This is a genomic window from Ruania alkalisoli (genome assembly GCF_014960965.1).
Classification (GTDB): domain Bacteria; phylum Actinomycetota; class Actinomycetes; order Actinomycetales; family Beutenbergiaceae; genus Ruania; species Ruania alkalisoli.
Genome location: NZ_CP063169.1, coordinates 2747925 through 2768113 on the forward strand (window position 1 = coordinate 2747925; position 20189 = coordinate 2768113).

The 20189-nt window shown below is 70.1% G+C and carries 14 protein-coding genes; 7 read left to right on the top strand and 7 right to left on the bottom strand.

All coding sequences use genetic code 11. The annotated features are described in order from the left end of the window. Positions 1–3: 3 nt before the first annotated feature. The 4 genes from proB to rplU form a co-directional block, all read right to left on the bottom strand. Positions 4–1146, bottom strand: a complete 1143-nt coding sequence (gene proB / locus IM660_RS12220) for a glutamate 5-kinase (protein WP_210768970.1) — start codon at positions 1144–1146, stop codon at positions 4–6. Beyond that, positions 1143–2687, bottom strand: a complete 1545-nt coding sequence (gene obgE / locus IM660_RS12225; protein ID WP_193495850.1) for a GTPase ObgE — start codon at positions 2685–2687, stop codon at positions 1143–1145. The genes proB and obgE overlap by 4 nt, the downstream gene beginning before the upstream one ends. A gap of 99 nt (positions 2688–2786) precedes the next feature. Then, positions 2787–3044: a 50S ribosomal protein L27 gene (gene rpmA / locus IM660_RS12230; protein WP_159622017.1), complete on the bottom strand. Its 258-nt coding sequence runs from the start codon at positions 3042–3044 to the stop codon at positions 2787–2789. 54 nt (positions 3045–3098) lie between these two features. Next, positions 3099–3419, bottom strand: coding sequence for a 50S ribosomal protein L21 (gene rplU, locus IM660_RS12235; RefSeq protein ID WP_193495852.1), 321 nt, complete (start codon positions 3417–3419; stop codon positions 3099–3101). 365 nt (positions 3420–3784) lie between these two features. On the opposite strand from rplU, the gene IM660_RS12240 reads away from it, so the two are divergent. Continuing rightward, positions 3785–4522, top strand: coding sequence for a Type 1 glutamine amidotransferase-like domain-containing protein (locus IM660_RS12240; protein ID WP_193495854.1), 738 nt, complete (start codon positions 3785–3787; stop codon positions 4520–4522). A gap of 108 nt (positions 4523–4630) precedes the next feature. Continuing rightward, complete coding sequence (locus IM660_RS12245; protein ID WP_193495855.1) at positions 4631–6673, top strand: hypothetical protein; 2043 nt, start codon at positions 4631–4633, stop codon at positions 6671–6673. 14 nt (positions 6674–6687) lie between these two features. Here the strand turns inward: IM660_RS12245 and IM660_RS12250 are convergent, their stop codons facing one another. Further along, on the bottom strand, positions 6688–9984 hold the full coding sequence (locus IM660_RS12250) for an Rne/Rng family ribonuclease (protein ID WP_246464929.1): 3297 nt from the start codon (positions 9982–9984) through the stop codon (positions 6688–6690). Positions 9985–10393: 409 nt separating this feature from the next. On the opposite strand from IM660_RS12250, the gene IM660_RS12255 reads away from it, so the two are divergent. The 5 genes from IM660_RS12255 to IM660_RS12275 all read left to right on the top strand — a co-directional run bounded on the left by IM660_RS12255 (position 10394) and on the right by IM660_RS12275 (position 18057). Further along, a complete protein-coding gene (locus IM660_RS12255; RefSeq protein ID WP_193495857.1) occupies positions 10394–11908 on the top strand; it encodes a cytochrome ubiquinol oxidase subunit I in 1515 nt (504 codons plus the stop codon). 11 nt (positions 11909–11919) lie between these two features. Next, positions 11920–12960 (top strand): cytochrome d ubiquinol oxidase subunit II, encoded by a 1041-nt coding sequence (cydB, locus tag IM660_RS12260; RefSeq protein WP_193495859.1) that lies wholly within the window; start codon positions 11920–11922, stop codon positions 12958–12960. Further along, on the top strand, positions 12957–14615 hold the full coding sequence (gene cydD / locus IM660_RS12265; RefSeq protein WP_193495860.1) for a thiol reductant ABC exporter subunit CydD: 1659 nt from the start codon (positions 12957–12959) through the stop codon (positions 14613–14615). The genes cydB and cydD overlap by 4 nt, the downstream gene beginning before the upstream one ends. Before the next feature lie 206 nt (positions 14616–14821). Beyond that, positions 14822–16450, top strand: a complete 1629-nt coding sequence (cydC, locus tag IM660_RS12270; RefSeq protein WP_425503885.1) for a thiol reductant ABC exporter subunit CydC — start codon at positions 14822–14824, stop codon at positions 16448–16450. Continuing rightward, on the top strand, positions 16447–18057 hold the full coding sequence (locus tag IM660_RS12275; RefSeq protein ID WP_193495862.1) for a GAF domain-containing sensor histidine kinase: 1611 nt from the start codon (positions 16447–16449) through the stop codon (positions 18055–18057). Before cydC ends, IM660_RS12275 begins: the two co-directional genes overlap by 4 nt. On the opposite strand, the gene IM660_RS12280 is transcribed toward IM660_RS12275, so the two are convergent. Next, positions 18017–19459 (bottom strand): M20/M25/M40 family metallo-hydrolase, encoded by a 1443-nt coding sequence (locus tag IM660_RS12280; protein WP_193495864.1) that lies wholly within the window; start codon positions 19457–19459, stop codon positions 18017–18019. The genes IM660_RS12275 and IM660_RS12280 overlap by 41 nt on opposite strands. A gap of 20 nt (positions 19460–19479) precedes the next feature. Further along, on the bottom strand, positions 19480–20124 hold the full coding sequence (locus IM660_RS12285; RefSeq protein WP_193495865.1) for a response regulator: 645 nt from the start codon (positions 20122–20124) through the stop codon (positions 19480–19482). Between the last annotated feature and the right edge of the window lie 65 nt (positions 20125–20189).

The window sequence follows — 20189 nt, forward strand, 5'->3', positions numbered from 1 at the left end:
GTCTCAGCGCGGCCGCACCTGGACGAGATCATCTCGGTGCACCACGGCGCGCACCGAGGCGTCGCCGTGCGATCGCGCGAGCTCCTCCGAGCGCCGCCCCATCCGGTCCGGCAGTTCCTCGGCCGAGTAGCCCACCAGCCCACGTGCCACGACCACGCCCTCAGGGCCGGCGACCTCGATCGGGTCACCTGCCTCGAAGCTGCCCTCGACTCCGACCACTCCGGCAGCGAGCAGCGACTTCTTCCCGGTGGTGATCGCCCGGACCGCTCCGGCATCGATCACCACGCGTCCGCGGGTGCGGGCAGCGTGGGCGAGCCACAGGCGGCGGGTCTGGATTCGCCGCCCGGTGGGCGCGAACCAGGTTCCGACGTCCTCACCAGCGAGTGCGGCGGCGGCGCTGGCGGCCGAGGTGAGCACCACCGGAACGCCCGACCCGGTGGCGATCGTGGCCGCCTCGACCTTGGTGACCATCCCGCCGGTCCCCACAACGCTTCCGGGCGCGGAGATCTCCACCCCGGCCAGGTCCGCTCGGCTCTCGACCCGAGCGATCCGGCGTGATCCGGGGCGGGTGGGAGGACCGTCGTAGAGGGCGTCGACGTCGCTGAGCAGCAGCAGTGCGTCGGCGTGGGTCAGGTGTGCCACCAGCGCGGCCACCCGGTCGTTGTCGCCGAACCGGATCTCATGGGTGGCCACAGTGTCGTTCTCGTTCACGATGGGCACCACGCCGAGGTCGAGCAGGCGGTTGAGCGCGCGCTGAGCGTTGCGGTAGTGCCCCTGACGCACGACGTCCTCGACGGTGAGCAGCACCTGCCCGACGTGGCGTCCGTGTGCGGCGAAGGCTCGCGTGTAGTGGGCCATCAGCAGTCCCTGGCCCACGCTCGCCGCGGCCTGCGCCGTGGCCAGATCCTTCGGCCGGCCAGTCAGTCCCAGGACGGTCAGTGCCGAGGCGATGGCTCCCGAGGAGACCAGGGTGACCTGTCCGCCGTCGGCGATCCGCGCGGCGAGCACGTCCACCAGGGCGGTCAGGCGCCCCACGTCCAGGCGTCCCTCGTCATCGGTCAACGACGACGACCCCACCTTGACCACGATGCGTGCCGCACGCGCCGGGTCGGCAAAGGCGGAACGGTCCACGACGGCGGGGCTCACCTGTGCCCTCCGTCATCCTCCTCGTCGGGCTCCTCCCAGAGCACGGGTCCGGAGTCCTCACCTTCGGCCCACAACTCGTCCCGCGCAGCGGCCTTGGCGTCCATCTTCTCGTGGAACGCCTCCCGCTTCTCGGCGCGAGTGGGCCGGTGGTGCTCCTCAAGGCGCAGGTCGCTGCCGCGCGGGCCGGCGAGCAGCTCGGCACCGACGGCCATGGTCGGCTCCCAGTCGAAGACGACGCCGTCTGGTCCGTCCCCGATCACGACCTCGTCGCCCGCCTGAGCGCCGGCCCGGAAGAGTTCTTCCTCCACCCCGAGCCGGGCGAGGCGGTCGGCGAGGTAGCCGACGGCCTCGTCGTTGGCGAAGTCGGTCTGGCGCACCCATCGCTCGGGCTTGTCCCCGCGCACGAGGTAGTACACGTGATCGCTCTGACGGCGCGTCACGGTGAAGCCGGCGTCGTCCACGGCGCGCGGCCGCAGCACGGTGGGCGTCCGTTCCGGCTGAGGCGCCGCCTCACGGGCGGCCGTGACCAGCTCGGCCAGGGCAAAGGTGAGCGGGCGCAATCCCTCATGGGACGCCGTCGAGATCTCCATCACCTGTAGCCCACGCTGCTCCAGATCGGGGCGGACCATCTCGGCGAGGTCGCGGGCTTCGGGAACGTCGATCTTGTTGAGCACCACCAGCCGAGGCCGCTCGGCGAGCGGCACATGCCCGTCGCCGACGTCGAGGTCAGCCTGGTAGGCCGCGAGTTCAGCCTCGATCACGTCGAGGTCGCTGATCGGATCCCGGCCCGGCTCGAGGGTGGCGCAGTCGAGTACGTGCACGATCACGGCGCAGCGTTCGATGTGGCGCAGGAACTGCAGCCCCAGGCCCTTGCCTTCGCTCGCGCCCGGGATCAGCCCGGGCACATCGGCCACGGTGAAGCGTTGCGATCCGGCCTGGACCACGCCGAGGTTGGGGACCAGGGTGGTGAACGGATAGTCCGCGATCTTCGGGCGCGCAGCCGAGATCGCGGCGATCAACGAGGACTTGCCGGCGCTGGGGTAGCCCACGAGGGCGACATCGGCGACCGTCTTGAGCTCGAGGACGAGATCGCGTTCACGCCCCGGCTCACCCAGCAGGGCGAAGCCCGGTGCCTTCCGCTTGGGCGAGGCGAGAGCAGCGTTGCCCAGCCCGCCGCGGCCGCCCTCGGCGGCAACGAAGCGAGTTCCTGCGCCCACGAGGTCGGCGAGCACCTGACCGTCGGTGGTCTTGACCACGGTGCCGTCGGGAACCGGGAGCTCGAGAGCATGCCCGATCTTGCCCGTGCGCATGTCACCCATGCCCTGCGTACCGTTCTCGGCGCGCCGGTGCGGGAGGTGGTGGTAATCGAGCAAGGTGGTGACCTGCGGGTCGACGACGAGCACGACGTCACCCCCGGAGCCACCATTGGCTCCGTCCGGGCCGCCGAGCGGCTTGAACTTCTCTCGCCGGACCGAGGCACAGCCGTGCCCGCCGTCACCGCCGCGCACGTGCAGCACGACCCGGTCGATGAAGCTCGCCATGGTCTTCCCCTTCAGTGCCGACGACGCCGGTGCGCCGTCATGAAAAGACGGCGGGGGCACAGCGACTCAGCCGCTGCGCCCCCGCCGTCGAGATCGTGCTCAGACCTCAGCCGCGACCACGTCGACGACCTTGCGGCCACGACGCTGCCCGAACTGGACGGCGCCCGGCTGCAGGGCGAAGAGCGTGTCATCGCCACCGCGTCCCACGTTCTGGCCCGGGTGGAAGTGCGTGCCGCGCTGGCGGACGATGATCTCGCCGGCCTTGACGTCCTGGCCGCCGAAACGCTTCACACCAAGCCGCTGGGCGTTGGAGTCGCGACCGTTCCGGGAGGAGCTGGCGCCCTTCTTGTGTGCCATGGGTGACCCTTTCTCGTTCGTGTCCCTACCGCTGATCCCTCACGGGAACGACGGTTACTTGATTCCGGTGACCTTGAGGCGGGTCAGCTTCTGGCGGTGCCCCTGGCGCTTGCGGTACCCGGTCTTGTTCTTGTACTTCAAAATGGTGATCTTCGGGCCCTTGTCGTTCCGGACGATTTCCGCCGTCACCGTCACCTTCTCCAGCGCCTTGGCGTCGGAGGTGACCTTGTCACCGTCGACGAGCAGGACGGGCCGGAGCTCCACGGAGTCGCCAGCGTCCCCGGAGACCCGGTCCACGACGACGATGTCGCCGACGGACACCTTCTCCTGCCGGCCGCCGGCCTTCACGATCGCGTACACCACGTTCTTGCTCATCTCTGTCGTCAGACTGCTGGGGGCGCCCGTGCAAACTCGGCTGCCGTGTCCGCCGTGCATCAACGCATGTGCGTTGTGCAACTTACGGCCGGCGCCAGCGTAGGCACGCACGGGAGACGGTGCTCACGCACCGACGCCCTAGATTACGCGACAGCCACCCCGATGGGCAAACCACACGCACGTGACCTGGACCTCTCTCGACGTGCCAGCGGTCCGTCGGCAGATTACGACGGTCATACCGCCTCAGTTTGTCTCTACGAGCCCACTTGGCACTAGGACCGTCAATTCCATCCCGCCCGCACGAGCGCTGCGCCGCCGTAGGCTTCATCCCAGTTCCCGGCATCCACACCAAGCAGGAGTTGCGCGTGCCCGCATCAGTCCCCACCATCGTTGCCACCTCTGGCGGCTACCGCCCCGGGCAGCGCAGTCGGCTGGAGTTCAACGCCCTCGTCCACCACGCCGTTGACCGCTCCGGCGTGCACGGGCGCACACCGCGCCTGACCTATCTGGGCACGGCCAGCGGCGATCAGGACTGGCGGATCGCATCGATGCATGAGGCGGGCCGGGTAGCGGGCTTCGACGTCAGCGCCCTGCGGCTGTTCACGATGCCGAACGTGGCTGACATCGAGGCGCACCTGCTCGCACAGGACGTGGTCTGGGTGGATGGCGGGTCGGTCGCCAACCTGCTCGCGGTCTGGCGCGTACACGGCCTCGACGAGATCTTCCGCCGTGTGTGGGATGCCGGTGTGGTGCTCGCCGGAGTCAGCGCGGGTTCGATCTGCTGGTTCACCGGCGGCACCACCGACTCCTTCGGTCCCGGTCTGCGGCCGGTCACCAACGGTCTGGGCCTGCTGCCCTACGCCAACGGTGTGCACTACGACAGCGAGTCCCGCCGTCGGCCGCTCGTGCATGAGCTGGTGGGCAGTGGGGTCCTGGGCGAGACACACTGCACCGACGACGGCGTGGGCCTGGTCTACGAAGGCACCGACCTGGCCGAGGTGGTCGCCGAACGGCGCGACGTGGCCGCCTATCGGGTGGTGCGCGCTGCCGACGGGGCAGTGCAGGAGGAGCGGTGGCAGCCGCGACTGCTGGCCTCAGCCTGACCGGCCCGGCCTTGGGCTGCCCTGACCGCGCAGGAGCACCCCGACGGGGTGTTCTCCCCACCTGCAAGGGCCGGCACACCCGACGGTGGACGCTACGTTGAGACCACGATGACCGATCTGCCCCGCCCCGCCCGCCCGCACACCGCAACACAGTTGCTCGTGGCCCGTGGTGGCGACCCGTTCGAGCAGGCGCGCACCGGGGTGGCCCGCGCTCGCACGGCGGTGGCTGAACTGCTCACCGTGCTGCCACCTGAGCAGGATGAACTACGCGCGGCCTTCACCTCCCTGGACGCCTCGCTCGATCTTGGCCAGGAGCGGCTCAGCGGCTGGCAGCTTTCTGCAGCCGAGCGCACCACCTTGGCCGGGCCCAGTCTGCCGTCGTGGGGCGAGACGTCACTGACCACGCAGGCCCCGGTCGGGACGCAGCCACCAGATGTACTCGGCGAGGTGGAGCCGGTCTACGGGTTCGGTGATGCGTTGCAGGTCGTGCGCCACGACGTGGGCCGAGCAGCCGAGCAACTGCCGCCGAGTCACCACGCACCGGCCGGCGGCCTGCACCGGGTAATGCTGGCAGGGTTCATGGCCGAGACGGCGAACACCGCCGAGCACCTCGCCCACGTGTTCACCGCCGCAGTCTGGGACTTCGAACGGCCGGCGATGCCACCGGTGCCACCGGCGCTGGGTCGGATCGAACTACGACCGGCTGCCCGGGCCGCTCCGCAGCGCCGGTGGGCCCGGCAAGCACGCGTGATCTTCACCCCTGGCCGGGTGGAGATCATCCACAGCGGCGGAACCCGGGTGATCGGTGAGACCGAGCCGATCGCGATGGTGCTGCACGTGGTGCCGCCGCCGGTACGGGACGTGCTGGCTCCCTACGATCCCGCTGAGCGCTTTGCCCGCATCCCGGGATGGGACGAGCTGGGGGTGCTGCACTTCTGCTCTGCCTCCGGGCACAGCCTCGGTGCCATCGCGGTGGCCGACTGGCTGGTGCAGCCGAAGTACGTGATCGCGCAGGAGCGATCCACCGCACCGGCGGGCGGTCCCTTGCGTGGACGGGACCTGCTGGTTCGCACCCTCGAGCTCGGCGGCTTCGGCGCCGGAGTGGCAATGCTCGACGTGCCGTTGCGCCGCGGGGTGCTACACCCGCCCAACGCCCGACCACCGGAGGGTGATGACCGCAAGCGTTCGGGAACCCAGCCCACCGGAGCGACCGTGCGCTTCCCGGAGGCGGTTCCTGGCAGCATGGCGTTCAACCCACAACCGGTCGTGGACCTGATCCGGCCAGCTCCCCACCTGCAGCCTTATCGTGGGCGCGCGGCACGGCCGGCCGCGGCGTTCAAGCGGCGCCTGAAGCGGTACAAGCGGTGGCGCGGCGATACCGGGCCTTCCTCACCGGTGAACTCCATCGTGCGCGGACCGGCGCCGTGGGCGATCGGGATCGCCGGAATCGGTGGCGCCTATCTGCTGGCCGAGACCTGGTTCGTGCGGTTGTGCGCGCTGTGGGCCGTGCTGGCTGTGGTGGAGCCGTGGGCCTGGGCGCTGCTGGAGCGGCTTCGGGACCGGCGGCAGTGGCGACCTGTGGCCGTGTACCGGCCCGGGGCCTCGGCTGGAGTGACGCGAGCGTTCGCCTCCCGGGCAGCGCTCCTGTTCGATGGCCGTGACGTGGGCATCCGCGGGCCCGGCGGTCACGAGGCGTGGTGCTCGGGTCCGGGTCAGACTGAACCGGGTGTGGTGGCCCTGCACCGGCTGATGGACGACCAGGGCACGTGGGCAGTGGCACTCGTCGGGCGCACCGGGCAGTGGCGAACTGTGCTGCCGCTGGATTCCTGGGTGCCCGATGGGGATCTGACGGCGCTCGCCGGCTTCGCGCGGGAGGCGGGTCTGAGCCTGTCGGACACGCGGGCGGAACGGGTGACGGTCAGCGATGACGTGTTCGCCGACGGCACGCCGTCATCGTCGGCACGCTCGCGTGGCCCCGCTGGGCGGGGGTTGCTAATCCTCGCGTTCTGGGCGGTGCTGATCGCACCACTCACGCTGTGGGGCTGGCGCGTGGCGACGGCGGGACTGCTTCTGCTCGCAGTCGCCGCCGCCCTCCCCGTGCTCGTGCGATGGGTGTGGGAGCGCCGGATGGTGCGCCCCGCCCGGCGCTGAGGTCAGCGAGCAACCTACTGCGCGGGCTCCTCCTCAGCCGAAGGCACGGGCTCCACAAGAACCTCAGCGTGACTCACCGGCTGTGCCGGCTCGGCTACTGCTTCCGCGCTCGGCGGGTCCACGGCATCCACCTGCGCAATGCTCGTCCCAGCGCCGTCCCCTTGGGGGGCTGCGGACTCGGCGCCGTCTCCTTTCGGAGCTGCGGACTGTGCACCATCTCCTTTCGGAGATGCAGACTCAGCATCGTCCCCTTTCGGAACTGCCGACTCGCCGGACTCCGTAGCCTGACCAGATTCCTTGCCGGAGGCCTCCGAGCCAGACACATCCGAGTCGGCAGCGACCGGAGCCGAGGGCGTGCCGGCGTTGTCGTCGTCCTCGTGATGCTGCTCGTGCTCATGCGCGTGCGCAGCCGCGGCCGCGATCGTGGCGAGGGTGGCACGTACCTGAGCCTGCTTCTCCGGGTCGATCTCAGGCTCGGGCGAGGCCTTCTCGGAACGGCTCTTACGCCGTCGGGAAGGCCGCGAGGACGCCTCGGATGAGCCGCCACCATTGCCGTTCCCGTTGCCCTTACCACCACCACCACCGCCGCCAGAAGACTCCACCGGCTCGGAGTGCACGAGGAAACCGCGGCCGTTGCAGTGCTCACAGGTCTCGCTGAAAGCCTCGACCAGCCCCTGGCCGACGCGCTTGCGGGTCATCTGTACCAGACCCAGCGAGGTCACCTCGGCCACCTGGTGGCGGGTGCGGTCCCGGCCCAGGCACTCCACGAGGCGTCGCATCACCAGGTCACGGTTGGCCTCGAGCACCATGTCGATGAAGTCGACGACGATGATGCCGCCGATGTCGCGCAGCCGCAGCTGGCGCACGATCTCCTCGGCCGCCTCCAGGTTGTTCTTGGTGACGGTCTCCTCCAGCGTGCCGCCGGATCCGGTGAACTTCCCGGTGTTGACGTCGACCACCGTCATTGCCTCGGTCCGGTCGATCACGAGCGACCCACCGGAGGGCAGCCAGACCTTGCGGTCCATGCCCTTGGCGAGCTGTTCGTCGATCCGGTACTCGGCGAAGACGTCCTTGGTGGAAGTCCAGTGGCTGAGGCGTTCACTCAGGTCCGGTGCGACGGTGCCGACATAGTCGGAGATCGTCTTCCACGCCTCGTCGCCAGCGACGACGAGCTGCTTGAAGTCCTCGTTGAAGACGTCCCGGACCACCCGGGTGGAGAGCTCTGGCTCACCCTTGAGGAGCACCGGGGCGCTGATGGACTTGCGACCGACCTTGGTCTGGATGTCGTCCCATTGCTTGGTGAGGCGTTCGACGTCGCGGCGCAGCGCATCCTCACTCGCACCCTCGGCGGCCGTCCGCACGATGACGCCCTGTCCCTCGGGCACGATCTCCTTGAGAAGCTTCTTCAGCCGCTGGCGTTCGGTGTCGGGCAGCTTGCGGGAGATGCCGGTCATCGAACCGGACGGCACGAGCACCAGGTACCGGCCCGCGAGGGTGACCTGCGCCGTCAGACGTGCACCCTTGTGCCCGATCGGGTCCTTGGTCACCTGCACCAAGACGGAGTCTCCGGAGGAGAGCGCCTGCTCGATACGGCGAGGCTGTCCCTCCAGGCCGGCAGCGTCCCAGTTCACCTCACCGGCGTACAGGACGGCGTTGCGCCCCTTGCCGAGGTCGACGAAGGCGGCCTCCATCGACGGAAGCACGTTCTGCACCCGGCCCAGGTAGACGTTGCCGACCATCGAGCTCTGGGTCTTGCGCGCCACATAGTGCTCGACGAGCACATCGTCCTCGAGCACCGCGATCTGCGTGCGGCCGTCACGTTCACGCACCACCATCGAGCGGTCGACCGACTCGCGGCGCGCGAGGAACTCGGCCTCAGTGATGATCGAACGCCGACGACCGGAATCCCGGCCCTCCCGGCGGCGCTGACGCTTGGCCTCGAGCCGCGTGGACCCCTTGAGTGCAGTCACCTCGTCCTTGGCCGAGGTTTCCTCTCCGTTGCCGCCACGCGACCCACGGCTGCGACGGCGCCGACGACGACGGGACGAACCCGAGCTCTCCTGCTCACCCGCGCCGTCCTCGCCCGAGTCGTCCGAAGTGGAGTCGGCGTCGGAGTCCTGGTCCGCCTCGTCAGCGTCCTTGGAGTCCTTCGAATCCTTGGATCCCTTGGAGCCGCCCTTACCCTGACCGGACTTCTTCTTCGAACTCTTGGACGACTCCCCCGAATCGCTCCTGCTGGAGTCGGATCCGTCGTCAGCGTCGCCCTTCTGGCCGGACTGGTCCTGATCTTCCTGGTCCTGGCCGCCCCCGGACTTACGGCGACCACGGCCTCCGCGGCGACGACGGCGCTTGCCACCGCCGCCAGTCTGCTCGTCGGAGGACGCCTCGTCCTGGCCGCCCTCGGCGGACTCGTTCTCGACCGTGCTGTCGGCGGCGTTCTTGTCCGTGTCGTCAGCGTCGCTATCAGGCGCGCTGTGCACCTTCGGAGCCCCTGCCTCGCTGGTCGCCTTCCGGCGACGGCGACCGCGGGACGGGTCCGGAGCCTGGAAGAGCAGCGCGGTCGCCGGCAGGCGGGGAGAGTCGTCGTCGGAGGCGGCGGCCTCCTCAGGCTCGGTCTCCTCCTCGTCGTCCTGCGCCTCCTGAACGGCATCGTCCTCAGCCGTGCCCGTCGTCTCCCGCTCGGGCAGGTCGAGATCGATCTGAGGGCTACTCGCCTGTTCGTCGGCTTCGCCCTCCTCGTCTGCGGTGACACCGAACGCGGCAAAGACATCCAGCACCGGCTGCGGCGTGCCGCCGGTCGAGACCGCACGACGGCCGCCACTGCGGCGCTTGCGCGCGGGCTTGTCCTCCTCGGCAGGCAACTGTGTGCCCTCGGCTGAAGCTGCGCCGTCGGGAGTACCTGGCTCCTCGACCTTCTCAGCCTCCGTACCGGCGCTAGGCGACGACACCTCCACAACGGCAGCGGAACTCTCGCCGGTGGGCACGGAGCCGCCTGCGTCGCTGTCCGTCACGGTCTGGTTGGCTGCATCAACCGAGTCAGCCGAGCCGGACGTGGTCTTGCGACGGGGCGAGCGCTTGGCTCTGGGCTTGCGCGCCGGCGCGCTCTCCTGCTCGGGAGTTGGCTCGGCCTCCGGCTGCGAGGGCGCCTCGGCCGCGGTGTCGGCCACGTTCTCCGCGGTCTGCGGATCCGTGACGGGGGCGGTCTCGGTGGCAACGTCCGGCGTCATCGCCGGTGCGGTGGCTCGCCGGGACCGGCGCTTACGCGGCTGAGTCTGAGCGGTTTCGGGTGTGTTCTGCTGTTCGTCTGACACGGGTGGATTCCCTGGCCGCGGGCGCCAGCCATACCCACCTGGTGCCCGGGGCTGCTCGGTGGTGACCTGGTGGCCACCTCGAAAAAAGTCCTGGGTGCTCGAGCCTCGCGATGGTGTTCGCGCTGACCGTCTGCCAGTGGCATCCAACGCCATGGGGGCGTCCTCGGGTGGTCGGTCCTGAGCCGCGCCAGCCGCCAGAGGCGGCGCGTGTCCCATGACCCCAACTACCTGTGCTGATGTCACCGGGCTCCCGGCAGGTATGGAACGAGCCGGTCACCACGCAGAAGTATCGCACACTGCCGCCCTCAAGGCCCGTGACGGCACACCCACAGCAGGGACCTTCGTCCCGGATCGCTGGCCACAGCCGCGCTTACCGTGAAGCACCGACATCGAGGAGGACTCAGCGCTCGTGGACACTCTGGATCTGGCGCGGTGGCAGTTCGCCATCGTCACCGTCTACCACTTCATCTTCGTCCCCCTCACGATCGGTCTGGCGCCGCTGGTCGCGATCATGCAGACGGTCTGGGTTCGCACCGGCAGTGAGCGGTGGCTGAAGCTGACGAAGTTCTTCGGCAAGCTGCTGCTGATCAATCTGGCGCTGGGGGTCGTCACCGGAATCGTCCAGGAGTTCCAGTTCGGGATGAACTGGAGCGAGTACTCCCGGTTCGTGGGCGACGTCTTCGGCGCACCGCTCGCGATCGAGGGGCTGGCCGCGTTCTTCCTCGAGTCCACCTTCATCGGACTGTGGATCTTCGGCTGGGATCGCCTGCCCAAGAAGGTGCACCTGGCCTGCATCTGGATCGTCGCAGCCGGCAGCAATGCCTCCGCGTTCTTCATTCTGGCCGCGAACTCGTGGATGCAGCACCCGGTCGGGGCGATCTACAACGACGTCACCGGTCGCGCCGAGATGACCGACTTCGGGGCCGTCCTCACCAACACCACCCTTCTCGCCGCCTACGCCCACACGATCGCCACCTCCTTCCTCGTGGCGGGGACGTTCGTGGCCGGGGTAGCCGGCTGGTGGATCGTGAAGTCGGTACGCGGCGGGGATCACCAGAGTGCCCGTGAGATCTACCGGCCCGCGGCGATCCTCGGGATGGTCACGATCCTGCTCTCCGGAGTCGGGGTGGCGGCCAGCGGTGACTGGCAGGCGAAGCTGATGTACGAGCAGCAGCCGATGAAGATGTCCGCCGCCGAAGCTCTCTGCGAGGGTGAGAGCGGTGCGGCCTTCTCGATCTTGACCATCGGGGACCTGTCGAACTCCTGCGAGGGTGTCCACCACGTGCTCACCGTCCCGGGCCTGACCAGCTTCCTCGGCACGGGAGACTTCGACGGCTACCTCCCGGGCGTGCAGGATCTGCAGACCGAGTACGAGCAGGTCTATGGCGAGGGTGTGGACTACCAGCCCAATCTCGCCCTCACCTACTGGTCGTTCCGGTTCATGATCGGCTTCGCCGCCTTCAGCGCCGCCCTGGCCCTCGCCGGGCTGTGGTTGCTGCGCAAGGGACGTGTCACCGAGAACCGGTGGTTCGCGCGGCTGTGCCTACTCGCGCTGCCGATGCCCTTCGTGGCTGCCTCCTTCGGCTGGATCTTCACCGAGACGGGGCGCCAACCCTGGGTGGTCGTCCCCAACCCCGATCCCAACGGGGTCGACGCCATCCGGCTGCTGACCGCCGACGGGGTCTCCGAATCGGTGGTGGCCGGGGAGGTGATCGCCTCGATGGCCGCGTTCACCGCGATCTACGGGGTCCTGGCCGTGGTGTGGTTCCGCCTCATGCGCCGCTATGCCGCGGCGGGTGTGGCAGCGACGTCGCCACCGACCTCCGCAGACGCCGATGGACCTGACGATTCTGGCGGCGCGGGCGGCAGCGATGATGCCGACGACACCGGCAGCACGAACTCGCCCCTCTCCTTCGCCTACTGAGGACACCTCCGATGGATCTCCCCCAGCTCTGGTTCCTGCTCATCGCCGTGCTCTGGCTCGGCTACCTGGTGCTCGAAGGCTTCGACTTCGGCGTCGGCATGTTGATGCGCCCACTGAGCCGCAACGACACCGACCGCCGCCTCATCATCAACACCATCGGACCGGTGTGGGACGGGAACGAGGTGTGGGTGCTCGTGGCCGGAGGCGCCATGTTCGCTGCCTTCCCCGAGTGGTACGCCACCATGTTCTCCGGCTTCTACCTCCCGCTGCTGCTGATTCTGATCGCGCTGATCATGCGCGGGGTGGCGTTCGAGTTCCGCGGGAAGATCGATGACCCGGTCTGGCGGGCGCGCTGGGACTGGGCGATCACCCTCGGGTCGTGGATCCCGGCCGTCGGGTGGGGGCTCGCGCTGGCGAACCTGGTGCGCGGGGTCGAGCTCACACCTGAGCATCAGATGACGAGCTCGGTGCTGGACCTCCTCTCCCCCTACGCCCTGCTCGGAGCAGCGACCACCGCGATGCTCTTCGCGACCCACGGCGCGATCTTCCTCGCGCTCAAGACAGCCGGCCCCATGCGCGAGCGTGCCGGTCGCGCCGCCGCCGTGCTGGCCGTGCCGACGACGCTGGTCGCGGGAGCGTTCGCGGTCTGGACCCAGCTCAGCCACTCCGCACACACGTGGACCTGGGCCGCTGTCGGCCTCGCAGCCGCTGGACTGGTGGCGGTGATCGCGACCACCCGGGCGCGCCGGGAAGGGTGGGCCTTCGGGGCCAGCGTGGTGGTGATCGCCGCGGCCGTCGCGCTGCTGTTCGGTTCGCTGTTCCCGAATGTGATGCCGGCGATCAACGACCCGGCCAACTCCCTGACGATCGCGAACGCCTCGTCCACCTCCTACACGCTGACGATCATGACCTGGGTGGCGGCCTTCCTGACCCCACTGGTGATCGGCTACCAGGCGTGGACCTACTGGGTGTTCCGCAAGCGCCTCACGGCCGAGGTCATCCCCCCGCACACGGGTCTGCCCGCCCGGGCAGATGATGCGTCCCGGCGATGAAGCCGTTCGACCCTCGGCTGCTGGCCCGGGCGCGCGCTGCGCGTGCGTACATGCTGCTGACGGCCGGGCTCACGGTGGCGACCACCGCCTGTGTGCTTGCGACGTCGGTGCTGCTGGCCCGGTCGCTGGCCCCGGTGATCGACGGTGACGCCACCTGGGCTGACGTCGCCCCGGCAGTGGCGGCTGTGGCGGGCCTGGCGGTGCTGCGGGCGGTGCTGGCCGCGGCCACGGAACGGTTCGCCCACCGCAGCGCCACCCGGGTGATCGCCGAGCTGCGCACCCAGGTGCTCGACCACGCCGCTGCGCTCGGACCCCGCTGGCTGGCTCGCCATGGAAGCGAGGTGCGAACCAGCCTCACCCGCGGGCTGGACGATCTGGAGCCGTACTTCGTGCGGTACCTGCCGCAGCTGCTGCTGGCGGCGATCCTCACCCCGGCGGTGCTGATCCTCATGGCGACTCTCGATCTCACCGCGGCGGTGACCGTGGTGGCGCTGCTTCCGGTGATTCCGGTGTTCATGTGGCTGATCGGTGTGGTCACCCAAGCCTTCGCGCGCCGCCGCCTGGAGGAGTCCGAGCGCCTCGGCGCCCAGCTGCTGGACCTGTTGGCGGGCCTGCCCACGCTGCAGGCGTTCGGCCGGGCGCTCGGGCCCGCGGAACGTGTCCGCTCACTGGCTCAGGCCTCTCGTCGTAGCACCATGGCCACGTTGCGGGTGGCATTCGCCTCCTCCGCGGTGCTGGAGCTGTTCGCCAGCCTGATCGTCGCGGCCGTCGCCGTCGGGGTGGGTCTGCGGCTGGTGACCGGTTCGGTGAGCCTGGAGGCTGGTCTGGCGGTGCTGATCCTCGCACCGGAGGCGCTGCTGCCGATCCGGCAGGTGGGCGCCCACTTCCACGCCTCGGCCGACGGCATCGCGGCCGCGGAACGAGCGCACGCGGTCCTCGACACCGAGCCGCCCCCCGACGGGACCGGCCACGCACCCGCGACAGTCCACGCGATCCGGTGGAACGCCGTCACGGTGGGAGCCGACGATCGTGCCTACGCCGCGCCGTCCGGCTTGACCGGGCGCGCCATGGCGGGGCAGGTCACGGGCCTGACCGGCCCGAACGGCGCAGGGAAGTCGACGGCGATGCTCACCCTGGTCGGGGCCCTCACCCCGGACGAGGGCGAGGTTCTCGTGGAGCATCCCGACGGCGTCACCTCCGTTGCGGCCCTCTCACCCGAGCAGTGGTGGCAGCAGGTGGCGTGGGTGCCGCAACGACCGGTGATCGAACCGGGAACGGTCGCCGAGTACCTCGCAGTGACCCGTCCCGCCGACGACCCGAGGCTGGCCGAAGCGGCGAGCGCCACCGGATGGTCGGACGTCGTCGCGTCGCTACCGCAAGGCTGGCAGACGCGGATCGGACAGGGCGGCTGGGGCCTCTCCCTCGGGCAGCGTCAGCGGCTGGCGCTCACGCGCGCGCTGCTCGCCCCGGCGCCGGTGCTCGCCCTTGATGAACCGACGGCGCACCTGGACGGCCTCGCCCAGGAGCACCTGATCGAGGTCCTCCGCCGGGCTGCTGCGGCGGGCCGGGTGGTCATCGTGGTGGCACACCGTCCGGAGTTGATCGAGGCGTGTGATGCCGTGATTGCGGTGCGGGCTGGGGAGAGGGTCTCGTGAGCGCCCATCTCCGCTCCAGTAGTCCAGTCGAGCCAGCCCAGCCGGCCGAGCCCGCCGATGTCGTTCAGGGGCCCGAGAGTCAGGGTCAATCCCGAGAAGGGGCCGATCTTTCGACCCCTGGAGGACGCTGGTCGGGAAGAGCGGGCCGGTCGGCTAGCGGCGCTCGATCGGGCGGGCTCTGGTCAGACCTGCGCGCGGTCCGGGCGATTCTTCCGCTCCTGAACGTCTCACGCCGGCGCGCGCTGGTGGCGGTGGCGTGGGGGTCGCTGACCCTCTCCGCGGCTGTTGGGCTCGCAGCCGTCTCGGCGTGGCTGATCGCTCGCGCAAGCCAGATGCCGCACGTCCTCGACCTGACCGTCGCCGTGGTCACCGTCCGCGCGCTGGGGATCTCGCGCGGGTTGTTCCGCTATCTGGACCGGCTGGCTTCGCACGATGTCGCGCTGCGGGGAGTCGCCGCACTGCGCGAACGGCTCTACCGGACTCTCGCCGGTGGCCGCCCCGAGGCGACCCTGGGTCTGCGGCGCGGCGACCTGCTCTCCCGGATCGGCGCGGATGCCGACACCCTGGGCGATGTGGTGGTCCGCGGGCTCCTGCCGGCCGCAGTCGCCGCGGTGGTCTCGACCGGCAGCGTGATCCTGGTGGGTGCTTTCTCGCCTGCCATCGGTGCGGTGCTCGCTCTCACCCTGCTGATCGCCGGGGTGCTCGGACCAGTCCTCGCGGCCCGTGCGGCGCGTCTGGCAGAGGTCGATGGGATGGTGCACCGCCTGGATGTCTCGGTCGCGACCTCCACGATCCTCGACGGCGCCACCGAGCTACGGGTCCAGGGCGGGATGCCGCGCGCTCGTGCCGCACTGGCCGAGGCGGAGTCCGGCCTGCGGGGCGCCCGGGATCGCGCGGCAGTCCCCGCCGCTCTCGCGCACGGGATCGGCCTGCTGACTTCGGGCATCGCCACCGTTGCGGCGCTGATGATCGGCATCCCGGCTATGACGGCGGGCACTCTCACGCCAGTGGAGCTGGCCGTGGTGGTGCTCACACCCATGGCGGCTTTCGAGGCGACTGCTGCGCTGCCTGCAGCAGCCGTGCAGCTGACCCGGTCAGCCTCGTCAGCTCGCCGGATCCTGGCGTTGCTGCACGCCGCCGGCCCCGCGCGTTGCCCCGAATCGTCGCCTCGCGTGCGGTCGGAGCGACAGAACGAGGCAACACAGGATCCGAAGGTCATCGCACGGGGTCTCGCGTGCGGCTGGCCGGGCCGCACGGTGGTCGGCGGGATCGATCTGCAGCTGGAGCCGGGTCGCGCCGTCGTACTCCTCGGCCCCAGCGGGTCGGGGAAGACCACGACGGCCCTCACCCTGGCAGGTCTCATCGACCCGATCGGCGGCGAACTGGAGATCCGCGGCGGCAGCACCCCCACGGACGTCGTCACCTTCACCCCCGAGGATGCCCACCTGTTTTCCACCACTGTGCTGGAGAACTTGCGGGTAGCGCGCGGAGACGTGAGCGCCGCGGAGGCCCACCGCATGCTGGAGCGGGTCGGCCTCAACGACCTGGTCGCCGCCCTTCCGGAGGGCCTGAACACGCTCGTCAGCGCCGAGACACTCTCCGGCGGCGAGCGCCGCCGGCTGCTGCTGGCGCGCGCACTGTGCTCCCCCGCCCCGCTGTTGATCCTGGACGAACCGACCGAGCACCTCGACGCCGATACCGCCCTGACGCTGCAACAGGACATCCTCACCCTCGGGCGCGAGCGCGGGGTGCTGCTGATCACCCACGACGAGCGCGGCATCGACGCCGCAGATGAGGTGCTCCGCCTGGACGCATCGGCGAGACTGGACCGATGAGACCCGCGCCCGCTGAGATGCTGCAGGCGATGCTCGCGGTCACCTCGCACCTGGAGCTGGAGGAGGTGCTCCGCAACGTTGTCGAGGCTGCGGCCGACCTCACCGGTGCCCCGTACGCGGCGATCGGTGTGCTCGATGCCGCCGGGGGCGTCGAGACCCACATCGAGACTGGTGACGCGCCGCACGTGCAAGCGCTCCTCACGCACCCGCACGGTGTGGAGGTGCTGGAGGCCATCGGTACCGAACCGCTGCTGCTGGACGATCTCGTCGACCACCCGCGGTTCGCGGATCTGCCCCCCGGTCACCCCCGCACGGCCCGCTTCCTCGGGGTTCAGGTACGGGTGCGTGGGCAGGTCTACGGCCGCCTCTATGTGGCCGGCAAGTCCGAGCCGTTCACCGACGACGACGCCGCCGGTGTGCACCTGCTCGCCACTGCCGCAGGTGTCGCCGTACAGAACGCACGCCTCTACGAGGCGGCACGGACGCGGGAACGGTGGCTCGCCGTCGGGCAGGAGATCACCACCACCCTCCTGTCCGGCACCGAGATCGAGGACGCACTCGCGCTGATCGCCCGTCGGGTGCGCCAGGTGGCCAAGGCAGACACGGCCCTGCTGGTGCTGCCCGGGGTCGGCTCGGATTGGGTGATCGAGTTCGCCGACGGGGACCCGGTCGGTGATCTGGTGGGGATCGTGATGCCCCCGAACGGACGCGCGATGACCGTGTTGCGGGACGGGTACGGCATCATCGTCGACTCCTTCGCCCGGGCGAGGAACCTGCGAGTGCCCCAGTTCGGTCGGTACGGTCCGTCGCTGTACGCCCCGCTGATGGCCGGAGATGAGGGTCTCGGCGTGCTCATCCTGCTGCGGCACACCGGTGCGGTGGAGTTCACCGAGAACGAGCTCACCATCGCCGAGTCGATCGCCCGGCAGGCGGCGCTGGCGATCACCCTCTCCCAGGCCCGGCAGGCCGAGAACCTCGCCGATCTGCTCTCCGAACGCAGCCGGATCGCGAGCGACCTGCACGATCTGGCGATCCAGCAACTGTTCGCCACCGGCCTGCGGCTGGGGCACCTGCAGGACCAGCTCAGTGAGCCGCAGGCCGAGGAGCTTCAGGAGGCGCTGGACGGTGTGGACGAGGCCGTGGGCCAGATCCGCCGGATCGTGCACGCACTACGCACAGAGGAGGAGCGCCTCCCGTTGCAGGCTCGGGTGGAGCGGGAGCTCGCGCACGCCCGCACCGCACTGGGTCTGCAGGTGGGGTTCACGGTCACCACAGATCTGGCCGGCGTAGAGGAGGATCTGGCCGACGACATCGTCGCCGTGGTGCGTGAGGGCCTCGCCAATGCCGCCCGTCACGCCCGCGCCGAGCACGTTGCGGTCACGATCAGCGCCCGGGGCGGGCAGGGTCAGCTGCTGGTGGTCACCGTGGCCGATGACGGCGTGGGGCCAGATCTGTCCGTCACGCGCCGCTCCGGTCTCGCGAACCTCGCCGGGCGCGCCCGCCGGCACGCAGGCACGTGCTCGCTCCATGCTGGAGCCGGACCTGGCGCGCGCCGCGGCGCCCAGCTCATCTGGACCGCGGCACCCGCCCAGCTGTATCCGCAGTGATGCCCCGCTCGCCCAGCCGCTGCAGGAACATCGCCACCGCGGCGGCCATGTTCTCCAGTTCGCCGGGGTGGACGCTTTCGTTCGCGGCGTGCATCTGGCTGGCCGGGTCGCTCAGACCCAGCATCACGATCGAGGCGTCCGGTTGCGCGGAGGCGAGGGCCGCCGTCAACGGGATGGATCCGCCCTGACCGGAGGTGATCGTGGGGGTGCCGAAGGCATCCGTGAGCGCCTGCTTCAGCAGCGCGAACGCCTCGGTGTCGGTGCGCGCCCCGAAGGCCGACCCCTGCCCCGCGAGCTCGGTCGCCACCCGCACACCCCACGGGGCGGCGCGGCGCAGGTGAGCCTGCAACTTCTCGGCGGCATCGTCGGTGTCGACTCCCGGCGGCACCCGCAGGCTCACCCGGGCAGCCGCACTGGGCTGGATGGCCGGCACCGAGCCCACCACAGCGGGTGCGTCGATCCCGAGCACGGTGACGGCGGGGCGCGCCCACAGCATGTCGGCCACCGTTCCCGAGCCGGTCACCTCGGCACTCTCGAGCATCCGGGCATCGGCCCGGAAGGCGGCCTCGTCGTATGGGGCGCCGGGCCACGTGCCGGTGGCATCGAGCCCGTCGATCGTCGTGTTGCCGCGATCATCCTTCAGCGAGGCGAGCATGGCGATCAGGGCAGCCAGCGCGTCGGGGGCAGCGCCGCCGAAGGCACCCGAATGCAGTTGCCCGGCCAAGGACTCCACCCGCACGGTCACGTCCACCATGCCGCGCAGGGCAGTGGTCAAGGTGGGCTGACCGACTTTCACGTTCCCTGTGTCCTGGATGAGGATGACGTCTGCGGAGAACTCCTCCGGGTGCGCGGCCACGTACTGCTCCAGGCCGGCGGTCCCCTGCTCCTCCGAGCCCTCGATCACGACTGTGAGCGAAACGGGGTAGGGATCAGGGTCGGCAGGGTCGGCCCCGCGCACCGCACGCAAGGCCCGCAGCGCCGTGAGATGGCTGACCACGCTGCCCTTGCAGTCGGCGGCACCGCGGCCGTAGTAGCGGCCATCGGCGAACGTCAGCGTGAAGGGGTCGGTGCGCCAGCCCTCGGCAGGGGCGGGCTGCACGTCGTAGTGGGCATAGAGCAGCACTCGCTGCGCACCGGGCGGGCCCTCGTAGTGCCCGATGACGGCGTCGCTTCCGTCCGGGGTGCGCACCAGTGCCGTATCGGCCAGGCCGAGTTCGACGAGGCGTTCCCGCACCCACTCCGCGGCGAGGCGGCACTGCTCGGGGTCTTCGACGGCAGGGTCCTGCACCGATCGGTAGGAGACCAGCTCGGTCAGGTCGGAGATGGCCTGCGGCATCAGGTCTGCCACGGCCCCGGTGAGGGTGGCACTGTCCTCGGGGATGTCACTGGTGTGTTCGTGCATGGTGCGAGCGTAATCGGCGCTCAGGTCGGTGCGTGCCGCCACTGCGGGTCCTGGTCACGGCGACGTCCGGTGACCCAGGCGACCACCTGCGTGCGACGCTGCAGACCGAGTGTGGCCAGCAGTGAGGTGACGTGGTTCTTGACCGTCTTCTCCGCGACACCGAGGCGGTCGGCGACCTCACGGTTGGACAGGCCGTCCCCGATGAGCTCGACGATGCGGCGCTGGGTGGGGGTGAGCAGCTCGAACGGATCGTCGCCGCGCGGTTCGACCGGGGTGTCACGCAGGAGCGTGCGCCCGGCTGCGACGGCACGGACGGCGTCGAGCATCTGCCCACCGCGCACGGATTTGAGTACGAATGCTCGAGCGCCGGCGGCCTGGGCGGCAGCCCGTGCCTGAGGGTCGCCGAAGGAGGTGAGCACCACGGCGCGCACCTCGGGAAGCACGGCACGGACACCGTCGATGACGTCCACCCCCGTGCCGTCGGGCAACTGCAGGTCCACCAGCAACAGATCGGGTCGGGTGAGCTCCGCCCGCTGGATCGCTTCGGCCACGGTCGAGGCCTCGGCCACAACGGTCAGATCATCGACGGTGTCGATCACACCAACCACTCCTCGCCGGACGATCTCGTGGTCATCGACGATGAGTACGCGGGTGGGGTTGGTCACGAGTTCAGCCTATGACGAACGCCGCTGACGCAGCGCCCAATTCTCTCCCCCAAGCCTGCGCTCCT